The following is a 17,273-nucleotide window of genomic DNA, read 5'->3' on the forward strand; positions in this document are numbered from 1 at the left end:
ATACTATAAAGGAGAAAAAACATGGCTCAACAACGTCGTGGCGGATTCAAACGCCGTAAAAAAGTTGATTACATCGCAGCAAACAAAATTGAATATGTTGATTACAAAGATACTGAGCTTCTTAGCCGTTTCGTTTCAGAACGTGGGAAAATCCTTCCTCGTCGTGTAACAGGAACTTCAGCTAAAAACCAACGTAAAGTAACAACAGCTATCAAACGCGCTCGCGTAATGGCTTTGATGCCTTTCGTAAACGAAGATTAAAAAAGAGGTCCGGGGGACCTCTTTTTCAGACCCTTACGGGTTTTTTTTTCATGAGCTTTGAAATGAGAGAGCGAGTTGAGGTCCAGTGGACCTCTTTTTCAGATTTTTATAGGATTTTGTTAGAAAGGATTCCCTGTTGACCTAGTAAGATTCTTTTGTCTTACTAGGTTTTTCTTTTAATCTTTATTATCGTGCTATAATGGTAGGAGAAAGCTATAAAGGAGCAGCTTATGAAGACGACATGTTCAATTAGAAAAATGCAAGAATCTGACATACAAGATCTATCTCGAGGATTTATCAGCCAAGGTTGGCCGGGTAGAGAAGAAATTTTGGATAGATATTTTCTTGAACAAGAAAGTGGGGAGAGAGAAGTCTTAGTTGCAGAGGTTGAGGGTGCTGTAGCGGGTTACATTACGATTTTACCCGATGCTAAGCAGGGTCCCTTTGCTGGAATGGCTCCAGAACTTTCAGATTTCAATGTTTTTGAGCCCTTTCAAAATCAAGGTATTGGAAATCTCTTGCTGGAAGAAGCAGAAAAACGAGTTAGGCTCATATCGGATAAGGTGACCCTTGGTGTTGGGCTCCATTCAGGGTATGGACCTGCCCAGAGATTGTACATCAAACGAGGCTATATTCCAGATGGGACGGGTGTTTGGTATCAGAACCATCAACCGGCCATGAATGCGGTTTGTGAAGATATCGGAGAATTGATCTTGTATCTGTCGAAAAATTTGTTTTAAGACAGATTTTATAAGATTTAGATTTTAAATATAGTAAACAATCACAGTCCCTTTTTCATTCGAAAAAGGGATTTATTTGTTTGAAATTGTTTAATTTATTCCTCAAAGTGATAAAATATAATTGTTTGAAATATCAAGATAAAAATAAATATCGAAAAAAACATATAAGGTTTAGTTTTTTTAAAATACGGATTCTTTGAAAAGTCTTAAAATTTCCTAAAATAAGGCTTTTTGAAGGTTGTAAATAACATTGTTACAAAAAGGTTACAAATTGTTAAAAATCAATTAAATGCAATAGTATACTTTAATAATAAATTGACATTTAGATTAATAGGCGGTAATATAATTATGATGCTCAAATTAATTGATTTGAGAAATAATTGGATATAGTGATTAATATCATGTATCAAATATTATTGTAACAAAAGGATACTATAATGAAAAAACTGAAAGTGATGGTTGTTTTTGGGACACGACCGGAAGCTATTAAAATGGCCCCTTTAGTGTTGGAATTGCAAAAACATAGTGACAGTATTGAGACGATCACAGTTGTGACAGCTCAGCATCGTCAAATGCTGGACCAAGTTCTTGAAACGTTTAGCATCGAGCCACATTATGACCTGGATATTATGGGGAAAAATCAATCCCTTTTAGATATTACTGGAAAAATTTTAGAAAAGTTTGATCCAGTTGTTAAGCAAGAACTTCCAGATATAATTCTTGTTCATGGAGATACAACGACAACTTTTGCAGCAAGCTTAGTTGCTTTCTATAATCAGGTGCGTATCGGCCACGTTGAAGCTGGTCTAAGGACCTTTGATAAATATTCTCCTTTCCCAGAAGAGATGAATCGTCAGATGACAGATAGTCTTGCGGATCTCTATTTTGCTCCAACTAGTGAGAGTAAAGAAAATCTCCTCAAGGAAAATCACCCTGAGTCTGCTATTGTCATTACGGGAAATACAGCCATTGATGCCTTGAAACTAACCGTTCAATCGGATTACTATCATAAAGTTCTGGATCAATTGGACCCAGATAAGAAACTTGTATTGGTAACCATGCACCGTCGTGAGAATCAAGGTCAACCAATGAGAAATGTCTTTGCAGCTTTACGTGAGATGGTTGATCTTCATCAGGAAATTGAAGTTGTTTATCCTGTTCACCTTAGCCCTGCTGTGCAAGAAGCAGCAAACGATATCTTAGCTGGTCACGATCGTATTCACTTGATTGAGCCTTTAGATGTACTTGATTTTCATAATTTGGCTTCAAGAAGCTATTTCATCATGACTGACTCTGGCGGAGTTCAAGAAGAGGCGCCTTCTCTCGGAAAACCTGTCCTTGTCCTTCGTGACACGACGGAACGTCCAGAAGGAGTACGTGCGGGTACTTTGAAGCTAGTTGGTACAGATCCAGTCTGTGTGAAAGAAGCGATGACCGAACTCTTAACAGATGAAACTGTCTATAGACAAATGTCTCAGGCACCAAATCCTTATGGAGATGGAAATGCATCAGAAAGAATTGTACAGACTATTAAACATTATTTTGGTTTTGCTGAATCTGCATCAGAGTTTCAAGAAGGAGCTAGGACACAATGAAAAATTGGTATAGATTTAGAAACTGGTTTCTGACTTTGCTTGGATGTGAGCTTCTTTTGTTGGTAATTTGCTTTTTCTATGCTCGAACTATTATTTTAGAGCAACTATTGTTTTTTGCCTTAGCCTTATTTTCGGTTTTAGTTTTATCTGACTTACTCCTTGCTTGGACACTTATCTTATCTTTTGGATTGGGAGTCATTGTTTTAATATCAGGTGTAGTTTTCATCCCTAATTCTTCAGTTCTGCTTTTATTAATCAGTTTTCCAACATTGCTTGGTATTCTAATGAAGGTTCGACATTATTTATTAAAAATGGCTTCAAAGGTTCAGGATCAAGAAGATGATGCCAAATCAGATTATCATTCTATGGTAAATAAACAAAGTGAATTTGTGCTACAGTCAGTACTAATTCATTGGTCGCATGAGGACCTATTTTTTCAGATAAATCCGAGAGAATATAATCGCATGTTAGTTCGTATTCAAGAAATAATTGCTCAAAAACTAAGTTACAATGATAAACTTTACTATCTTTCGGAGGGGAATTTTATTATATTATCTCATGATAGTCAGATTTCTTTACAGGAATTTTGTTTGAATAATATAGTGAAGGATCTAGAGGCTTTGCATTTCCATGGAAAAAATGGAATGCAAGAGATTCAATTTCAATTAGGTTACTTAGTGATTGACTCGCAAAATAAAAGTAAGTATCAAAATTACTCTGATTTAGTGAGCTATTTGAAACGTCAATTAGAGACGGATATAATTGTAGAATATTAGGAGGGGAAATGACTCTAACAGACCTATTTTTCAGAATTGCTTTGGGAGTGAGTTTCTTTTTTGGAATTTGTTTTGCCATACTATTTATTGCATATAATATTCTTTACTATCGGGTGAATAAGAATTTTAAGGCGGTGAAACATGATTAGTCAAATACTGATGATTTTTACCTTGCTTACAATTTGGATTTCTCTAGCATGGGGCTTGGTAATTCTCTTTTCAGCTGTTCACTTTTGGTTTAAACACAGCGATTTTCGTGTAGACACTTCGCCATTGCCTTATTATCCGAAGGTTACCATTGTCGTACCTGCTCATAATGAGGATGTGGTTATTGCCCAAACGGCAAAAGCTATCTTGGATATGAACTATCCTCACGACCGTGTGGAATTGCTCTTGTTTGCGGATAACTGTTCAGATAACACCTATGCAGAATGTTTGTCTGTTCAAGCCCTGCCTGAATATGCAGAAAGAAATCTGACTATTATCGACCGTACTGGTACGGGAGGAAAAGCGGGCGTTCTAAACGATGCTTTGGAGATGGCAACAGGCGAATACATCTGTGTTTATGATGCAGATGCCATGCCTGAAAAAAATGCTCTTTATTTCCTTGTCAAAGAAGTTATGAAGGATCCAGAACGTCATGTGGCATCTTTTGGCCGCAACAAGACTCGAAACGCCAACCAAAATTTCTTGACTCGTTGTATCAACCAAGAGATCGTTGTTACTCAGCGCGTGCACCACGTTGGGATGTGGCATCTCTTTAAAATTGGGCGTATCCCAGGAACCAACTTTATCATTCAAACCGACTTTGTAAAGAGTATCGGTGGTTGGAAAAATGGTGCCTTAACTGAGGATACCGATATTTCCTTCAAAATCATGCAGAGTGGTAAATTGATTGCCCTTGCCTATAATTCAGAGGCTTTCCAACAAGAACCTGAGACCTTAAAGAGTTACTATATGCAGCGGAAACGTTGGGCGAAAGGAAATTATGAAGTTGTTCTCTCGAACTTTAAGCATTTATTTGGCAGAGCAAACTGGCGCGTTAAACTAGAAGTCTTTAACTATTCTTGTGTTTTCTTTTGGTTTAACTTTGCTATTGTTCTTTCGGATTTGATTTTCCTAGCGAATGTGCTAGCGATCTGTCTTAATCTTTTCTTCCCAGATGTCAGGGTTCCATTTGCTTTTGATGCGGACAATATCTACATCGCTCAGCTCATGCTCTTTAACTGGATTCTCATGATTGGTCTCTATTTGATGCAAATTATGACAGCATTGGCAAGTCAATTTGGACAAGCAACAACTAAACAAATCTGGTTAGCCCTGGCAGCCTATTTCTCTTATGCACAGATGTTTATCGTTGTATCCGTTGATTCCATTTCTTCAATCGTGCTGGATAAAGTACTCCGACGAAAAGAAACCAAGTGGGTTAAAACCAAGCGATTTGCAGGATAGGAGGTTCTATGAAAACGAATAAATTAAAATATGTCTGGTTTGTGCTCATTCTTTCTATCTTTTGTTTAGCCTTGTTTTTGGCAAGAGGAAGGACTAAAATCGAGATGCGTAATCGAATTTACAGCCAATGGAGCCAACAGTTCCTTGTTACAAAAGGCAATCAGTCTTATGTTCGTACGACGAGTGATTCGGAGGGAACAACAGTTCTATCTGAAGCCCAAAGTTACGGCATGCTCATAACGGTTTTAGCAGCCCAAAAAGGGCAAGCAAGTCAAGCAGATTATGAGAGTCTTTATCGCTATTATCAAAATCATCGTATTGAGGGAACGCAGTTGATGTCTTGGAAGCAAGTGATCAAAAATGATAGCGAAACGGTCGAGAAACAAAATGCAACTGATGGAGATCTCTATATCGCTTATTCTTTAATTGAAGCTGCCAAACAGTGGCCAGATAAGGCGCAGGAATACCAAGAGCAAGCTAAAAAAATCTTGGATGATATCCTTAAGTACAACTACAATGAAGAGACAGGTGTTTTAACAGTAGGAAACTGGGCAAACAAGGATTCTGATTATTATTACTTGATGCGGACATCTGATACTCTTCCTCACTATTTCCAGTCTTTCTATGACCTGACTGGAAACAAACAGTGGTTAGATGTTAAGGATAAGATGCTTGGGCAATTGGAGCAAATCAGTTCTCATTCTGATACGGGTCTCTTGCCAGACTTTATCTGGGCTGAGAAGTCAGGGGCACGTCTTGTTGATGCCAACACTATCGAATCTCAATACGATGGGGCGTACTCTTATAACGCTTGCCGTTTGCCTTATCACTTGTCACAGAGCCAGGATGAAAGAAGCCAAAAACTCGTTCAAAAGATGATGGATTTCTTTATGAAAGAGCAACGCATTTATGCTGGCTATGACTTGAATGGAACGGCCCTCAATCAATACCAGGCAGGTAGTTTCTTGGCACCGATTACCTACGCGTCTGACAAGGGAGAAGGCTATCTGAAACTTCTTCAGCAAAATAAATACATTTTCACACAAGATTTACCTTCGGACAACTACTATGATGCAACGATGATTACCATGATTGCTCTAGAGATGTTCTAGGATGAAAAGAGAGGGCTAGTTTTTCTGGCTCTCTTTTTGATAGGATTTTCATCTTTTTTCATAAAGGGAATTTCATCAGCTTTATGGTATAATGGAAAGAGTGATGGAAAAGAGGTAGAGAGATGGATGCGAAATTAAAATACAAGGCAAAGAGGATTAAAATCGTCTTTTTTGATATTGATGATACCTTGCGTACGTCAAAGACAGGTTTTATTCCAGCTACAATTCCCACTGTCTTTAAACAGTTACGTGAAAAAGGAATTTTAACAGGAATTGCCTCTGGTCGTGGTATTTTCGGTGTCGTTCCAGAGATTCGAGAGCTCAAACCTGACTTTTTTGTAACCCTAAATGGGGCCTATATAGAAGATAAAAAAGGTCAGGTCATTTATCAACATCAGATTGACAAGTCAGATGTTGAGGAGTATGTCTCTTGGACGAAGGAAGAGGGAATTGAGTATGGTTTAGTTGGAAGTCATTCTGCTAAACTCTCCACGCGAACAGAACTGATCAGTGAGGCTATTGACCCGATTTATCCAAACTTGAATGTGGATCCTAACTTCCATGAAAAAGCGGACATTTACCAGATGTGGACCTTTGAGGAAAAAGGGGATGACTTGCGGTTACCAGATAGTCTCTCTGGTAAACTTCGCATGGTGCGTTGGCATGAACATTCATCAGATATCGTGCCGATTTCAGGTTCAAAAGCCACTGGTGTTGCCAAGGTTGTAGAACATCTAGGCTTGAAACCAGAGAATGTTATGGTCTTTGGGGATGGTCTCAATGACTTGGAACTCTTTGATTATGCTGGAATCAGTATTGCTATGGGTGTTTCCCATGATAAAATCAAAGAAAAAGCAGATTATATTACAAAAACAGTAGAAGAAGATGGCATTTTTGATGCCTTAGAAGGATTTGGTATGGTAGAAAAAGAATTGCATTTCCCACAAGTAGACATTGAAGCAGTAGAAGGTCCGCTTGCGACCATTAAAACAAATCACGGAGACTTGCGTATCAAGCTCTTCCCTGAACATGCTCCCAAAACAGTAGCCAACTTTGTTGCTCTGTCAAAAGACGGTTACTATGATGGTGTGATTTTCCACCGTATTATTAAGGACTTTATGATCCAAGGTGGAGATCCAACTGGTACTGGTATGGGTGGTGAGTCAATCTACGGCGACTCTTTTGAAGATGAATTTTCAGAAGAACTCTACAATATCCGTGGTGCCCTTTCTATGGCCAATGCGGGTCCAAATACCAATGGCAGCCAGTTCTTTATCGTTCAAAACCAACATTTGCCGTACTCTAAAAAAGAGATTGCGCGTGGTGGCTGGCCTGAACCAATCGCTGAGATTTATGCAGAACAAGGTGGAACTCCTCACCTTGACCGTCGCCATACTGTTTTTGGGCAATTGGTGGACGCAGAATCGTTTGCGGTCTTGGATGCCATTGCAGCTGTTGAGACTGGTGCAATGGACAAACCAGTTGAAGATGTAGTAATTGAAACGATTGAAATTGAGGACTAGAATGAAAATTGGTGATAAGCTAACTGGGCGTATTACAGGAATTCAGCCCTATGGTGCTTTTGTTGAGTTAGAGACAGGGGTGACAGGGCTGATTCACATCTCTGAGATTCGGACGGGATTTATTGAAAATATTTATGACATTTTAAAAATTGGCGATGAAGTCCAAGTCCAGGTGGTGGATTTTGACGAATACACTGGGAAGGCTAGTCTTTCCATCCGTACTTTGGAGGAAGAAAAACATCAATTACCAAGACGGAGACGTTTTTCAAATGATCGGATCAAGCACGGTTTTGCACCACTTGGACGAATGATGCCTGTTTGGACGCGTGAAGCACTTGAGCATTTAAAGAAGAAACCATAAATACGATTATCCAAATCATTTGTAATATTAACATAATTTGTTATAATAAAAGTATGAAAGAAGAACAGTTGTTAAAACCAGGAGAGCGAATCAATCAGCTCTTTTCGACAGATATCAAGATCATTCAAAATAGAGAGGTGTTTAGCTATTCGGTGGATAGTGTTCTCTTGTCACGCTTTCCTCGCTTCCCTAAACGGGGTTTAATTGTGGACTTTTGTGCTGGAAATGGTGCAGTGGGACTTTTTGCAAGTAGTCGTACCAAGGCAAAAATTCTCTCTGTAGAAATTCAGGAGCGCTTGGCGGATATGGCAGAGCGTTCGGTTCAGTTGAATGGCTTGGAAGAGCAGATGCAGGTCATCTGTGATGATTTGAAAAATATGCCTGCCCACATTCAGGGAAGTAAGGTGGATATGATTTTGTGTAATCCGCCTTATTTTAAGGTGGATCCGCATTCCAATCTCAACGAGAGTGAACACTACCTTTTGGCCAGACACGAAATTACAACTAACTTAGAAGAAATCTGTCGAAGTGCTCAGAGTATTCTCAAGTCTAATGGCCGTTTGGCTATGGTCCATCGTCCTGATCGGCTCTTGGATATCCTAGATATGCTCAAACGCCACAATTTGGCACCCAAGCGCCTGCAATTTGTCTATCCTAAACGTGAGAAGGAGGCCAATATGCTCTTAATCGAAGCTATCAAGGATGGATCGACCAGTGGCTTTAAGGTCTTGCCACCACTCATCGTTCACAATGATGATGGTTCCTACACACCAGAAATTCAAGAGATTTACTATGGATCATAAGGCCTATATGTATGTGGTGGAGTGTCGCGACGGTTCTTACTATACGGGCTATACAACAGATGTGAAGAGGCGCCTTGCCGTTCATAATAGTGGTAAGGGAGCCAAGTATACCCGAGCTCGCTTGCCAGTCAAACTCATCTATGTAGAGGGTTTTGCCAGTAAGGAAGAAGCCATGTCTGCAGAGGCTCTCCTCAAACGAAAGAAACGCCCGCAGAAAGAACGATTTTTATCCGAAAATCAAGAGAAAAATCTAGTCAACCATATTGATGTCTAAGGAGGAGTCTTTTGGCTTCTCTTACTTTTGTCAAAAGAGGAAAAAAGTGCTACAATAAGATGAATAAATTTAAAGAGGTATTATCATGTCTAAGATTCTAGTATTTGGTCACCAAAATCCAGACTCAGATGCCATCGGGTCATCTGTAGCCTTTGCTTATCTTGCAAAAGAGGCTTATGGATTGGACACAGAAGCAGTAGCACTTGGAACTCCAAATGAAGAAACAGCCTTTGTTTTGAACTATTTTGGTGTAGAAGCACCACGCGTCATCACATCAGCTAAAGCAGAAGGTGCAGAACAAGTCATCTTGACTGACCACAATGAATTCCAACAGTCAGTGTCAGATATCGCTGAAGTAGAAGTTTACGGAGTTGTGGATCACCACCGTGTGGCTAATTTTGAAACTGCAAGCCCACTTTACATGCGCTTGGAACCAGTTGGATCGGCTTCTTCTATCGTTTACCGCATGTTCAAAGAACATGGTATAGCAGTTCCTAAAGAAATCGCAGGTTTGATGCTTTCAGGTTTGATTTCAGATACTCTTCTTTTGAAATCACCAACAACTCACCCATCTGACAAAGTCATTGCTCCTGAATTGGCTGAATTGGCTGGTGTCAACTTGGAAGAGTACGGTCTTGCTATGCTCAAGGCTGGTACTAACTTGGCAAGCAAATCTGCTGAAGAATTGATTGACATCGATGCTAAGACCTTTGAACTCAATGGAAATAAGGTTCGTGTTGCCCAAGTCAATACAGTTGATATTGCTGAAGTCTTGGAACGCCAAGCAGAAATCGAAGCAGCAATGCAAGCGGCTAATGCGGCAAACGGCTACTCTGACTTTGTTTTGATGATTACAGACATCGTCAACTCAAACTCAGAAATCCTTGCTCTTGGATCAAACATGGACAAGGTGGAAGCAGCTTTCAACTTCAAACTTGAAAACAATCACGCTTTCCTTCCAGGTGCTGTTTCACGTAAGAAACAAGTGGTGCCTCAGTTGACTGAAAGCTTTAATGGGTAATTCTTAAGGAATATTTGGAACTGTTAATTTGACTATTTATAGAAGGTGATAGCATGATGAGATTGATTGAAGGACTGCGATTTTTGGTTGAGGTTGTAGCAATCCTTGGTCTTTTCTCCGTGTCTGTGATACAAATTTCTTGGCTGGAAAAATTCCTATTTTTTCTTCTAGCAGTTCTATTAATCTTTTTTTGGGCGCGATATATGGCACCAAAATCTCCACATGCTTTTAAAAAATGGCATCGCCTCGTTGCTGAGACATCGATTTTTATTTTGGTTAGTGGTAGTTTTTGGCATTTGTATGGATTGCAAATAGGAATCCTCTACTTAGCTCTGTCTTTTGGAAGTTTGGTGCTACTTTATTATTTTCAGCTAGAGTGATTCTTATAATATAGTTAATGATTATTTAAATGGTAATTATTTGACTGGGGATTGACACGAGAAAACAGTGTTTTCCATATAGCTAAAGGGGTTTCGGCTCCTTTTTTTCTAGGAGAGAAAGATGTTAGAAAATGGTGATTTGATCTTTGTGAAGGATCTTTCAGATATGGGGCAGGCTATCCAGGCTTCTACGGGGAACTATAGTCATGTAGCCATCTTTTTGGACGGTTTCATCTACCATGCTAGTGGGCAAGCTGGTGTCATTTGTCAAGAACCGGCTGAATTTTTTGAACCAACTCATCTCTACGATCTTTATGTCTATCCAGAGCTGGAAGCTGACTTGGTAAAGGAGAGAGCTAGCAAACATTTGGGTGCACCCTATAATGCCTCTTTTTATCCAGATGGTTCTGGCTTTTACTGCTCCCAGTACATCGCTGAAATCCTACCGATTTTTGAAACTATTTCCATGAAATTTGGGGATGGGGAGCAGGAGATTAGTGATTTTTGGAGAGAATATTACAGGAAACTCGAACTTCCTGTACCTTTGAATCAGCCAGGGACCAATCCTAGTCAACTAGCAGCATCTCCCCTTTTAGAATGTAAAGAAAGGAATCTTCATGATTCAGATTTTTAATCCCTCCCGTTTGACTCGACAGCCATTTTTTATAGATTTGGTGGACTATCTGGACCAGCATGACGATGTGATCCTTCGAGAAATCAAGGCCCAGTTTCCAGATGTAGCAGTTGATAAGCTCATGGAAGAGTATATTAAGGCAGGTTTGATTCTAAGGGAAAACAAACGTTATTCCCTTAATCTCCCTTTTCTAGAATCAATAGACAGTCTGGTCCTTGACCAAGAAATTTTTGTCAGAGAGGATAGTCTAGTTTATCATGCTTTGTTAGAGCAGAGTTTTGAGAAAGAATTGTGCAATCAAACCAATGCGGCCATTTTAGTCGAACGTACGGACTTTGCAAGAGAAAAGATGACCTTGTCCAACTATTTCTACAAGGTCAAGAATCAATATCCTTTGACAGAAAAACAGCAGAAACTCTATGATATTTTAGGAGATGTTAACCCTGAGTACGCCCTCAAGTATATGACGACCTTTTTACTGAAGTTTCTCAAAAAAGACCAGCTGATGCAGAAACGCCGTGATATCTTTGTGGATAGTTTGGTCGTTCTAGGCTATATTGTGCAAAACGAAGAAGGGAAGTATGAGTTGGCTGTTGATTTCGACAAGGAACGGTTGATTTTCTATTTACCTTAATTGCTTGCTTTTGAGCAGATTGTTTGACTTTACTAAAGAATAAGCATAAACTGAATGTAAGCGATAACGTTTATCGTATTAAAAGCAAAGGAGACAGAACTATGTCACTTGAAAATAAATTGGATCAAGCAACTGGTGCTATCAAAGAAGGATTTGGGAAAGTTACTGGTGATAGCAAGACAGAAGCAGAAGGTGCTGTAGAAAAAACAGTTGCCAAAGCAAAAGAAGTTGTTGAAGATGCTAAAGGTGCTGTAGAAGGTGCCGTTGAAGGTCTTAAAAATTCATTTAAAAAAGAAGACTAAAAAAATCAAGGGAATGTTTCCCTTGATTTTTTTATAGATAACGTTCTGCGATAGCTGCGTCTCCAGGATAGTCTTCTTTCTTTCCGTGGACGATCTGGTAGCAATCGGCTCCCTTACCTGCAATAATTACGGCATCGAGTTCTTGATTTGTGATGGCCATGGCCGCCTTGATGGCTTCTTCACGATCGGCAATCTTTTCAACAGGATGACTGATATAGCTGCTGATTTCTTCAGCAATGGCCATTGGATCTTCATAGTTGGGGTCATCCGCTGTGAGAAAGACTTGAATCTCAGGATGTTGATTGAGGAGGAGACCAAAGTCTTTGCGACGACTTTCACCCTTGTTTCCAGTCGAACCGAGAACCAGAGCAATCTTTCCAGTTTGATGAGTTTCAACAACAGAAATCAGTTTTTTCAGACTATCACCATTGTGGGCATAGTCGATGAAGACCTTGGCTCCATTTTTCTGAGTGAGGACTTCCATACGACCAGGAACGCGGGTTGCAGCGATTCCTTTTTTGATGTCCTCAAGACTAGCTCCAAGACGGAGGCAGGCAAGTCCTGCAGCAACGGCATTTTCTTGGTTGAAGTGTCCAATCAACTGGATATCATAATCTCCAGCAAGTTTACCAGTGGCTGAAAAGCTAAAGGCTTTGGAGTTCTCGATTTGGTTGTCTGACTTACTACCATAGAAATCATGGTCTTGATGTTCAACTTGTTCTTTCAGTACAGAAAAGTGGTCCATGTCGCTGTTAATGACAACTGCTCGGCTATTTTTCATCAAGAGACGTTTGTGGTAGAAGTAGTCTTCAAAAGTCGGATGCTCAATTGGTCCGATGTGATCAGGTGTGATGTTAAGAAAGACACCTACATCAAAGGTCAGGCCATAGACTCGATGAACAAGATAGGCTTGGCTAGAAACTTCCATTACAAGATGGGTTCGACCATTCTTAACAGCCTGAGCCATCATGTCGAAAAGATCGATATTTTCAGGCGTTGAGAAGGAAGATTTAAAGAAGGTCTCGCCATCCAGAGTTGTGTTCATAGTTGACAAGAGAGCTGTTGGGTAGCGTTGAGATAGGATGTGGTAAGCAAAGTAAGCTGCTGTTGTCTTTCCTTTGGTCCCTGTGAAAGCGAGAATTTTGAGTTTCTCTTGTGGATTACCGTAAAATTCCATAGCAATCAAACTCATGGTTTTCTTGATATCGTTCACAATGATGACGGGGATACCGACTTCGTAGTCCTTTTCTGCGACATACCAAGCTAATCCTTGCGTTATAGCGGATAGGAGGTATTCTTTTTTAAAGGCAGCACCTTTTGCAAAAAAAAGAGTCCCTTCTTTTACTTTTCGGCTGTCATAACTGATGCTATCAAAAACAACTTCACTGTAGTTGTAGTGGTAATGTCCTTGGTCAATAATCTCGCGAAAAAGGCCATCTTTCTTTAAAATATCTAATACGGTTTCAATCTTAATCATACTTTCTATTATAAACTTCAAGCCCGAATTTTACAAGTAACAAGGAAAAGTTTATAATGGAAGATAAGGAACTTTTCCTAGTTATCAAAATTGAATGAGGAAGCTATGTCTAACGAAAACAATCACCAGCAAGCCCAGATGTTGCGAGGAACTGCTTGGCTAACAGCTAGTAACTTTATTAGTCGCCTCCTTGGTGCTATCTACATTATTCCCTGGTATATCTGGATGGGGACCTATGCTGCCAAGGCAAACGGACTCTTTACCATGGGGTATAACATTTACGCCTGGTTCTTGCTGATTTCGACAGCGGGTATCCCCGTTGCGGTCGCCAAACAAGTGGCTAAGTACAATACCATGCGAGAAGAAGAGCATAGCTTTGCCTTGATTCGGAGTTTCTTAAGCTTTATGACGGGCTTGGGCTTAGTCTTTGCCTTGGTCTTGTATCTCTTTTCTCCCTGGTTAGCAGATTTGTCAGGTGTGGGGAAAGACCTGATTCCCATCATGCAGAGCTTGGCTTGGGCGGTCTTGATTTTCCCATCTATGAGTGTCATCCGGGGCTTCTTCCAAGGGATGAACAACCTGAAACCTTATGCCATGAGTCAAATCGCTGAGCAGGTGATCCGTGTTATCTGGATGTTGATGGCAACCTTCTTCATTATGAAGATGGGTTCTGGGGACTACTTATCAGCAGTCACCCAGTCAACTTTTGCGGCCTTTGTAGGGATGGTGGCAAGTTTTGCAGTTTTGATTTATTTCCTTGCCCAAGAAGGTTTGCTTAAGAGAGTCTTTGAAACGCGGGATAAAATCAATAGTAAGCGACTCTTAGTCGATACCATCAAGGAAGCCATTCCCTTTATCCTGACAGGATCAGCCATCCAGCTCTTCCAGATTTTAGACCAGATGACCTTTATCAATAGCATGAAGTGGTTTACCAACTACAGCAATGAAGACTTGGTTGTCATGTTTTCTTATTTTTCAGCCAATCCTAATAAAATTACTATGATTTTAATCTCTGTGGGGGTTTCAATTGGGAGTGTCGGTTTGCCATTGTTGACGGAAAACTATGTAAAAGGTGACTTGCAGGCAGCGGCTCGCCTAGTCCAAGATAGCCTCACCATGCTTTTCTTATTTCTACTGCCGGCAACGGTTGGAGTGGTCATGGTAGGGGAGCCTCTTTATACAGTCTTTTACGGTAAGCCAGATAGTCTGGCCATGGGCTTATTTGTCTTTGCAGTTTTGCAGTCTACTATCCTAGGCTTGTATATGGTCTTGTCTCCTATGCTTCAGGCCATGTTCCGCAACCGCAAGGCAGTTCTTTATTTTGTCTATGGTTCCATTGCTAAGATCGTCTTGCAATTGCCAACCATTGCTATTTTCCACAGCTACGGTCCCTTGATTTCAACGACTATCGGCTTGATTATTCCAAATGTCTTGATGTACCGAGACATCTGCCAGGTAACGGGTGCTCGTCGAAAGATAATCTTGAAGCGAACCATTTTGATTACCATCTTGACCCTTGTCATGTTTATCCTAGTTGGCTTCTTGCAGTGGCTGCTCGGTTTTGTCTTCCAGCCAAGTGGACGTTTCTGGAGTTTCCTTTATGTGGCTCTCATCGGGGGACTTGGGGGAGGTCTTTATGGTTTGATGAGCCTACGGACACGACTCTTGGACAAGATAATCGGCAAAGCTCAAGCAGACCGACTACGTACACGATTGAAAATATCGTAAAAAGATTTATAAATAAAAGTAATAAATTTAACCTTTCTTTAACAGAAAGGTTTTTATTCTACATTTTTCTTAAAAAAAGAGAACTTTTTCTAAAATCAAGAGCAAAAAATATGCTTTTTTAAGTTTTTCTTCAGAAATTACTTGACTAAATAAAACCAAAGCTGTATAATAAGACAAAACTTTTAAACAGGAGGTTCTGGAAATGAAAAAGTCTAAGGCCAAGTATCTGACACTTGCAAGTGTCGTGTTAAGCGCTGGTATCTTACTGAGCGCATGTGGAAATTCAAGTAGCGCTACTAAAACATATAACTATGTTTATTCGAGCGATCCATCCAGTTTGAACTATCTCGCAGAAAACCGCGCAACAACCAACGACATCGTGACCAATTTGGTGGATGGGTTGATGGAAAATGACCAATACGGTAACTATGTTCCATCGTTGGCAGAGGATTGGACTGTTTCTCAGGACGGTTTGACCTATACTTACAAATTGCGTAAGGATGCAAAATGGTATACTTATGAGGGTGAAGAATACGCCCCTGTAACGGCCCAAGACTTTGTGACAGGTTTGAAATATGCTGCTGATAAAAAATCCGAAGCCTTGTACCTGGTTCAAGACTCTGTAGCAGGTTTGGATGACTATATCAACGGGAAAACAAGTGACTTTTCAACTGTCGGTGTTAAGGCGATTGACGACCAAACAGTTCAGTACACTTTGACACGTCCAGAATCTTATTGGAATTCTAAAACAACTTCAACCATTCTCTTCCCTGTCAATGCAGATTTCTTAAAATCAAAAGGGGATGACTTTGGTAAGGTAGACCCTTCTAGTATTTTGTACAATGGACCTTTCTTAATGAAATCTTTTGTTTCAAAATCTGTTATCGAATTCAAGAAAAATCCCAACTACTGGGATGAAAAAAATGTCTTTGTGGATGATGTGAAATTGGCCTATTATGATGGTAGTGACCAAGATGCACTAGCACGTAACTTTGTAGAAGGAGTATACAGCTATGCGCGTCTCTACCCAAATAGCTCAAGCTTTGAAGGCATTAAAGAGAAGAACAAGGATAACATCATCTATAGTATGCAAAACGCAACTTCTTATTACTTGAACTTCAACTTGGACAGAAAGTCTTATAACTTCACGTCTAAATCTTCAGATATCGAAAAGAAATCAACCCAAGAAGCAGTTCTGAATAAAAACTTCCGTCAAGCCTTCAACTATGCTTATAACCGTACAGCCTATGGAGCACAATCTCAAGGGGAGGACGGAGCAACAAAGATTATTCGTAACTTGGTTGTACCTCCTACGTTTGTAAGTATCAACGGAAAAGACTTTGGCGATGTTGTTTCAGAAAAGATGGTCAACTATGGCCAAGAATGGCAAGGAATCAACTTTGCGGACGCACAAGATCCATACTACAATCCTGACAAGGCTAAAGCTAAATTTGCAGAAGCTAAGAAAGAATTGGAAGCTAAGGGTGTGCAATTCCCAATCCACTTGGATGTATCTGTAGACCAATCAGCTAAAAAAGGTGTACTTGAAGCGAGCTCTTTAAAACAATCCATCGAATCTGTTCTAGGAGCTGAGAATGTGGTTATCGATATCCAACAGCTATCAACAGATGACTTTGACAACTCTAGCTACCTAGCTCAAACTGCAGCTCAAAAAGACTTTGATATCTATAATGGCGGTTGGAGTGCGGACTACTTGGATCCATCAAGTTATCTTGATATCTTAAATGTCAATAACGGTGGTATGTTGCAAAACATTGGTCTAGAACCAGGTGAGGTCAATGACAAGGCTAAGGCAGTTGGTCTGGATACTTACACTCAAATGTTAGAAGAAGCGAACAAGGAGCAAGAACCAGCGAAACGTTATGAAAAATATGCTGAAATTCAAGCTTGGCTCGTTGATAGCGCCCTTGCAATTCCAAACGTTTCTCAGGGTGGAACACCGACCTTGAGAAAGACAGTTCCATTCTCATCGCCATTCTCACAAGCTGGAAATAAGGGTGTCGAATCATACAAGTACCTCAAGTTGCAAGATAAGACTGTAACCGCTGATGAGTATGAAAAAGCTAAAGAAAAATGGCTGAAAGAAAAAGAAGAATCAAATAAAAAAGCCCAAGAAGAACTGGCAAAACACGTTAAATAACCAGTCTATTCAACAGGAAAAACGATAGTTTCTCAAGGA

Annotated in this window: 18 protein-coding genes; 17 read left to right on the plus strand and 1 reads right to left on the minus strand. The window is 40.0% G+C overall.

Annotated elements, in window-relative coordinates:
• Window positions 1–21 precede the first annotated feature (21 nt).
• From rpsR to HMPREF2885_RS05845, 15 genes are all read left to right on the plus strand, one after another.
• On the plus strand, window positions 22–261 hold the full coding sequence (gene rpsR / locus HMPREF2885_RS05775; protein WP_000068664.1) for a 30S ribosomal protein S18: 240 nt from the start codon (window positions 22–24) through the stop codon (window positions 259–261).
• Between the two features lie 230 nt (window positions 262–491).
• Window positions 492–1,001, plus strand: coding sequence for a GNAT family N-acetyltransferase (locus HMPREF2885_RS05780; RefSeq protein ID WP_000858590.1), 510 nt, complete (start codon window positions 492–494; stop codon window positions 999–1,001).
• A 437-nt stretch (window positions 1,002–1,438) separates the two neighbouring features.
• Entirely contained in the window at window positions 1,439–2,596 is a 1,158-nt protein-coding gene (wecB, locus tag HMPREF2885_RS05785; RefSeq protein ID WP_063641724.1) for a non-hydrolyzing UDP-N-acetylglucosamine 2-epimerase, read from the plus strand.
• Entirely contained in the window at window positions 2,593–3,372 is a 780-nt protein-coding gene (locus HMPREF2885_RS05790; RefSeq protein ID WP_000800683.1) for a hypothetical protein, read from the plus strand. Before wecB ends, HMPREF2885_RS05790 begins: the two co-directional genes overlap by 4 nt.
• Window positions 3,373–3,513: 141 nt before the next feature.
• The gene (locus HMPREF2885_RS05795) at window positions 3,514–4,824 is read left to right on the plus strand and encodes a glycosyltransferase family 2 protein (protein WP_070657438.1); all 1,311 of its coding nucleotides are present in this window, start codon (window positions 3,514–3,516) and stop codon (window positions 4,822–4,824) included.
• Between the two features lie 8 nt (window positions 4,825–4,832).
• Window positions 4,833–5,936 (plus strand): family 8 glycosyl hydrolase, encoded by a 1,104-nt coding sequence (locus tag HMPREF2885_RS05800; RefSeq protein WP_070657440.1) that lies wholly within the window; start codon window positions 4,833–4,835, stop codon window positions 5,934–5,936.
• A 122-nt stretch (window positions 5,937–6,058) separates the two neighbouring features.
• Window positions 6,059–7,459: a bifunctional Cof-type HAD-IIB family hydrolase/peptidylprolyl isomerase gene (locus tag HMPREF2885_RS05805; protein ID WP_070657441.1), complete on the plus strand. Its 1,401-nt coding sequence runs from the start codon at window positions 6,059–6,061 to the stop codon at window positions 7,457–7,459.
• Window position 7,460: 1 nt separating this feature from the next.
• Window positions 7,461–7,820, plus strand: a complete 360-nt coding sequence (locus HMPREF2885_RS05810) for a S1 RNA-binding domain-containing protein (protein WP_000689619.1) — start codon at window positions 7,461–7,463, stop codon at window positions 7,818–7,820.
• 53 nt (window positions 7,821–7,873) lie between these two features.
• Window positions 7,874–8,623 (plus strand): tRNA1(Val) (adenine(37)-N6)-methyltransferase, encoded by a 750-nt coding sequence (locus HMPREF2885_RS05815; RefSeq protein ID WP_070657443.1) that lies wholly within the window; start codon window positions 7,874–7,876, stop codon window positions 8,621–8,623.
• A complete protein-coding gene (locus HMPREF2885_RS05820) occupies window positions 8,613–8,897 on the plus strand; it encodes a GIY-YIG nuclease family protein (RefSeq protein ID WP_000349631.1) in 285 nt (94 codons plus the stop codon). The genes HMPREF2885_RS05815 and HMPREF2885_RS05820 overlap by 11 nt, the downstream gene beginning before the upstream one ends.
• Window positions 8,898–8,982: 85 nt before the next feature.
• Window positions 8,983–9,918 (plus strand): manganese-dependent inorganic pyrophosphatase, encoded by a 936-nt coding sequence (locus tag HMPREF2885_RS05825; protein ID WP_070657445.1) that lies wholly within the window; start codon window positions 8,983–8,985, stop codon window positions 9,916–9,918.
• A 53-nt stretch (window positions 9,919–9,971) separates the two neighbouring features.
• The gene (locus HMPREF2885_RS05830; RefSeq protein WP_042902740.1) at window positions 9,972–10,298 is read left to right on the plus strand and encodes a DUF2568 domain-containing protein; all 327 of its coding nucleotides are present in this window, start codon (window positions 9,972–9,974) and stop codon (window positions 10,296–10,298) included.
• 121 nt (window positions 10,299–10,419) lie between these two features.
• Window positions 10,420–10,932: a YiiX/YebB-like N1pC/P60 family cysteine hydrolase gene (locus HMPREF2885_RS05835; protein ID WP_042902741.1), complete on the plus strand. Its 513-nt coding sequence runs from the start codon at window positions 10,420–10,422 to the stop codon at window positions 10,930–10,932.
• Complete coding sequence (locus HMPREF2885_RS05840; RefSeq protein ID WP_070657447.1) at window positions 10,916–11,566, plus strand: DUF1803 domain-containing protein; 651 nt, start codon at window positions 10,916–10,918, stop codon at window positions 11,564–11,566. Before HMPREF2885_RS05835 ends, HMPREF2885_RS05840 begins: the two co-directional genes overlap by 17 nt.
• A gap of 101 nt (window positions 11,567–11,667) precedes the next feature.
• On the plus strand, window positions 11,668–11,868 hold the full coding sequence (locus HMPREF2885_RS05845) for a CsbD family protein (RefSeq protein WP_000051178.1): 201 nt from the start codon (window positions 11,668–11,670) through the stop codon (window positions 11,866–11,868).
• Window positions 11,869–11,899: 31 nt separating this feature from the next.
• Here the strand turns inward: HMPREF2885_RS05845 and HMPREF2885_RS05850 are convergent, their stop codons facing one another.
• Entirely contained in the window at window positions 11,900–13,345 is a 1,446-nt protein-coding gene (locus HMPREF2885_RS05850; RefSeq protein WP_070657449.1) for a UDP-N-acetylmuramoyl-L-alanyl-D-glutamate--L-lysine ligase, read from the minus strand.
• 105 nt (window positions 13,346–13,450) lie between these two features.
• Here HMPREF2885_RS05850 and HMPREF2885_RS05855 point away from each other — a divergent pair, with 105 nt between their 5' ends.
• Together HMPREF2885_RS05855 and HMPREF2885_RS05860 are read left to right on the plus strand one after the other, a co-directional pair.
• Window positions 13,451–15,073: a putative polysaccharide biosynthesis protein gene (locus HMPREF2885_RS05855; RefSeq protein ID WP_049477474.1), complete on the plus strand. Its 1,623-nt coding sequence runs from the start codon at window positions 13,451–13,453 to the stop codon at window positions 15,071–15,073.
• A gap of 202 nt (window positions 15,074–15,275) precedes the next feature.
• Window positions 15,276–17,234: a peptide ABC transporter substrate-binding protein gene (locus tag HMPREF2885_RS05860; protein ID WP_070657451.1), complete on the plus strand. Its 1,959-nt coding sequence runs from the start codon at window positions 15,276–15,278 to the stop codon at window positions 17,232–17,234.
• Window positions 17,235–17,273 lie beyond the last annotated feature (39 nt).

The sequence above is a fragment of the Streptococcus sp. HMSC062H02 genome, from assembly GCF_001813005.1.
In the GTDB taxonomy this organism is placed as follows: Bacteria; Bacillota; Bacilli; order Lactobacillales; family Streptococcaceae; genus Streptococcus; species Streptococcus oralis_S.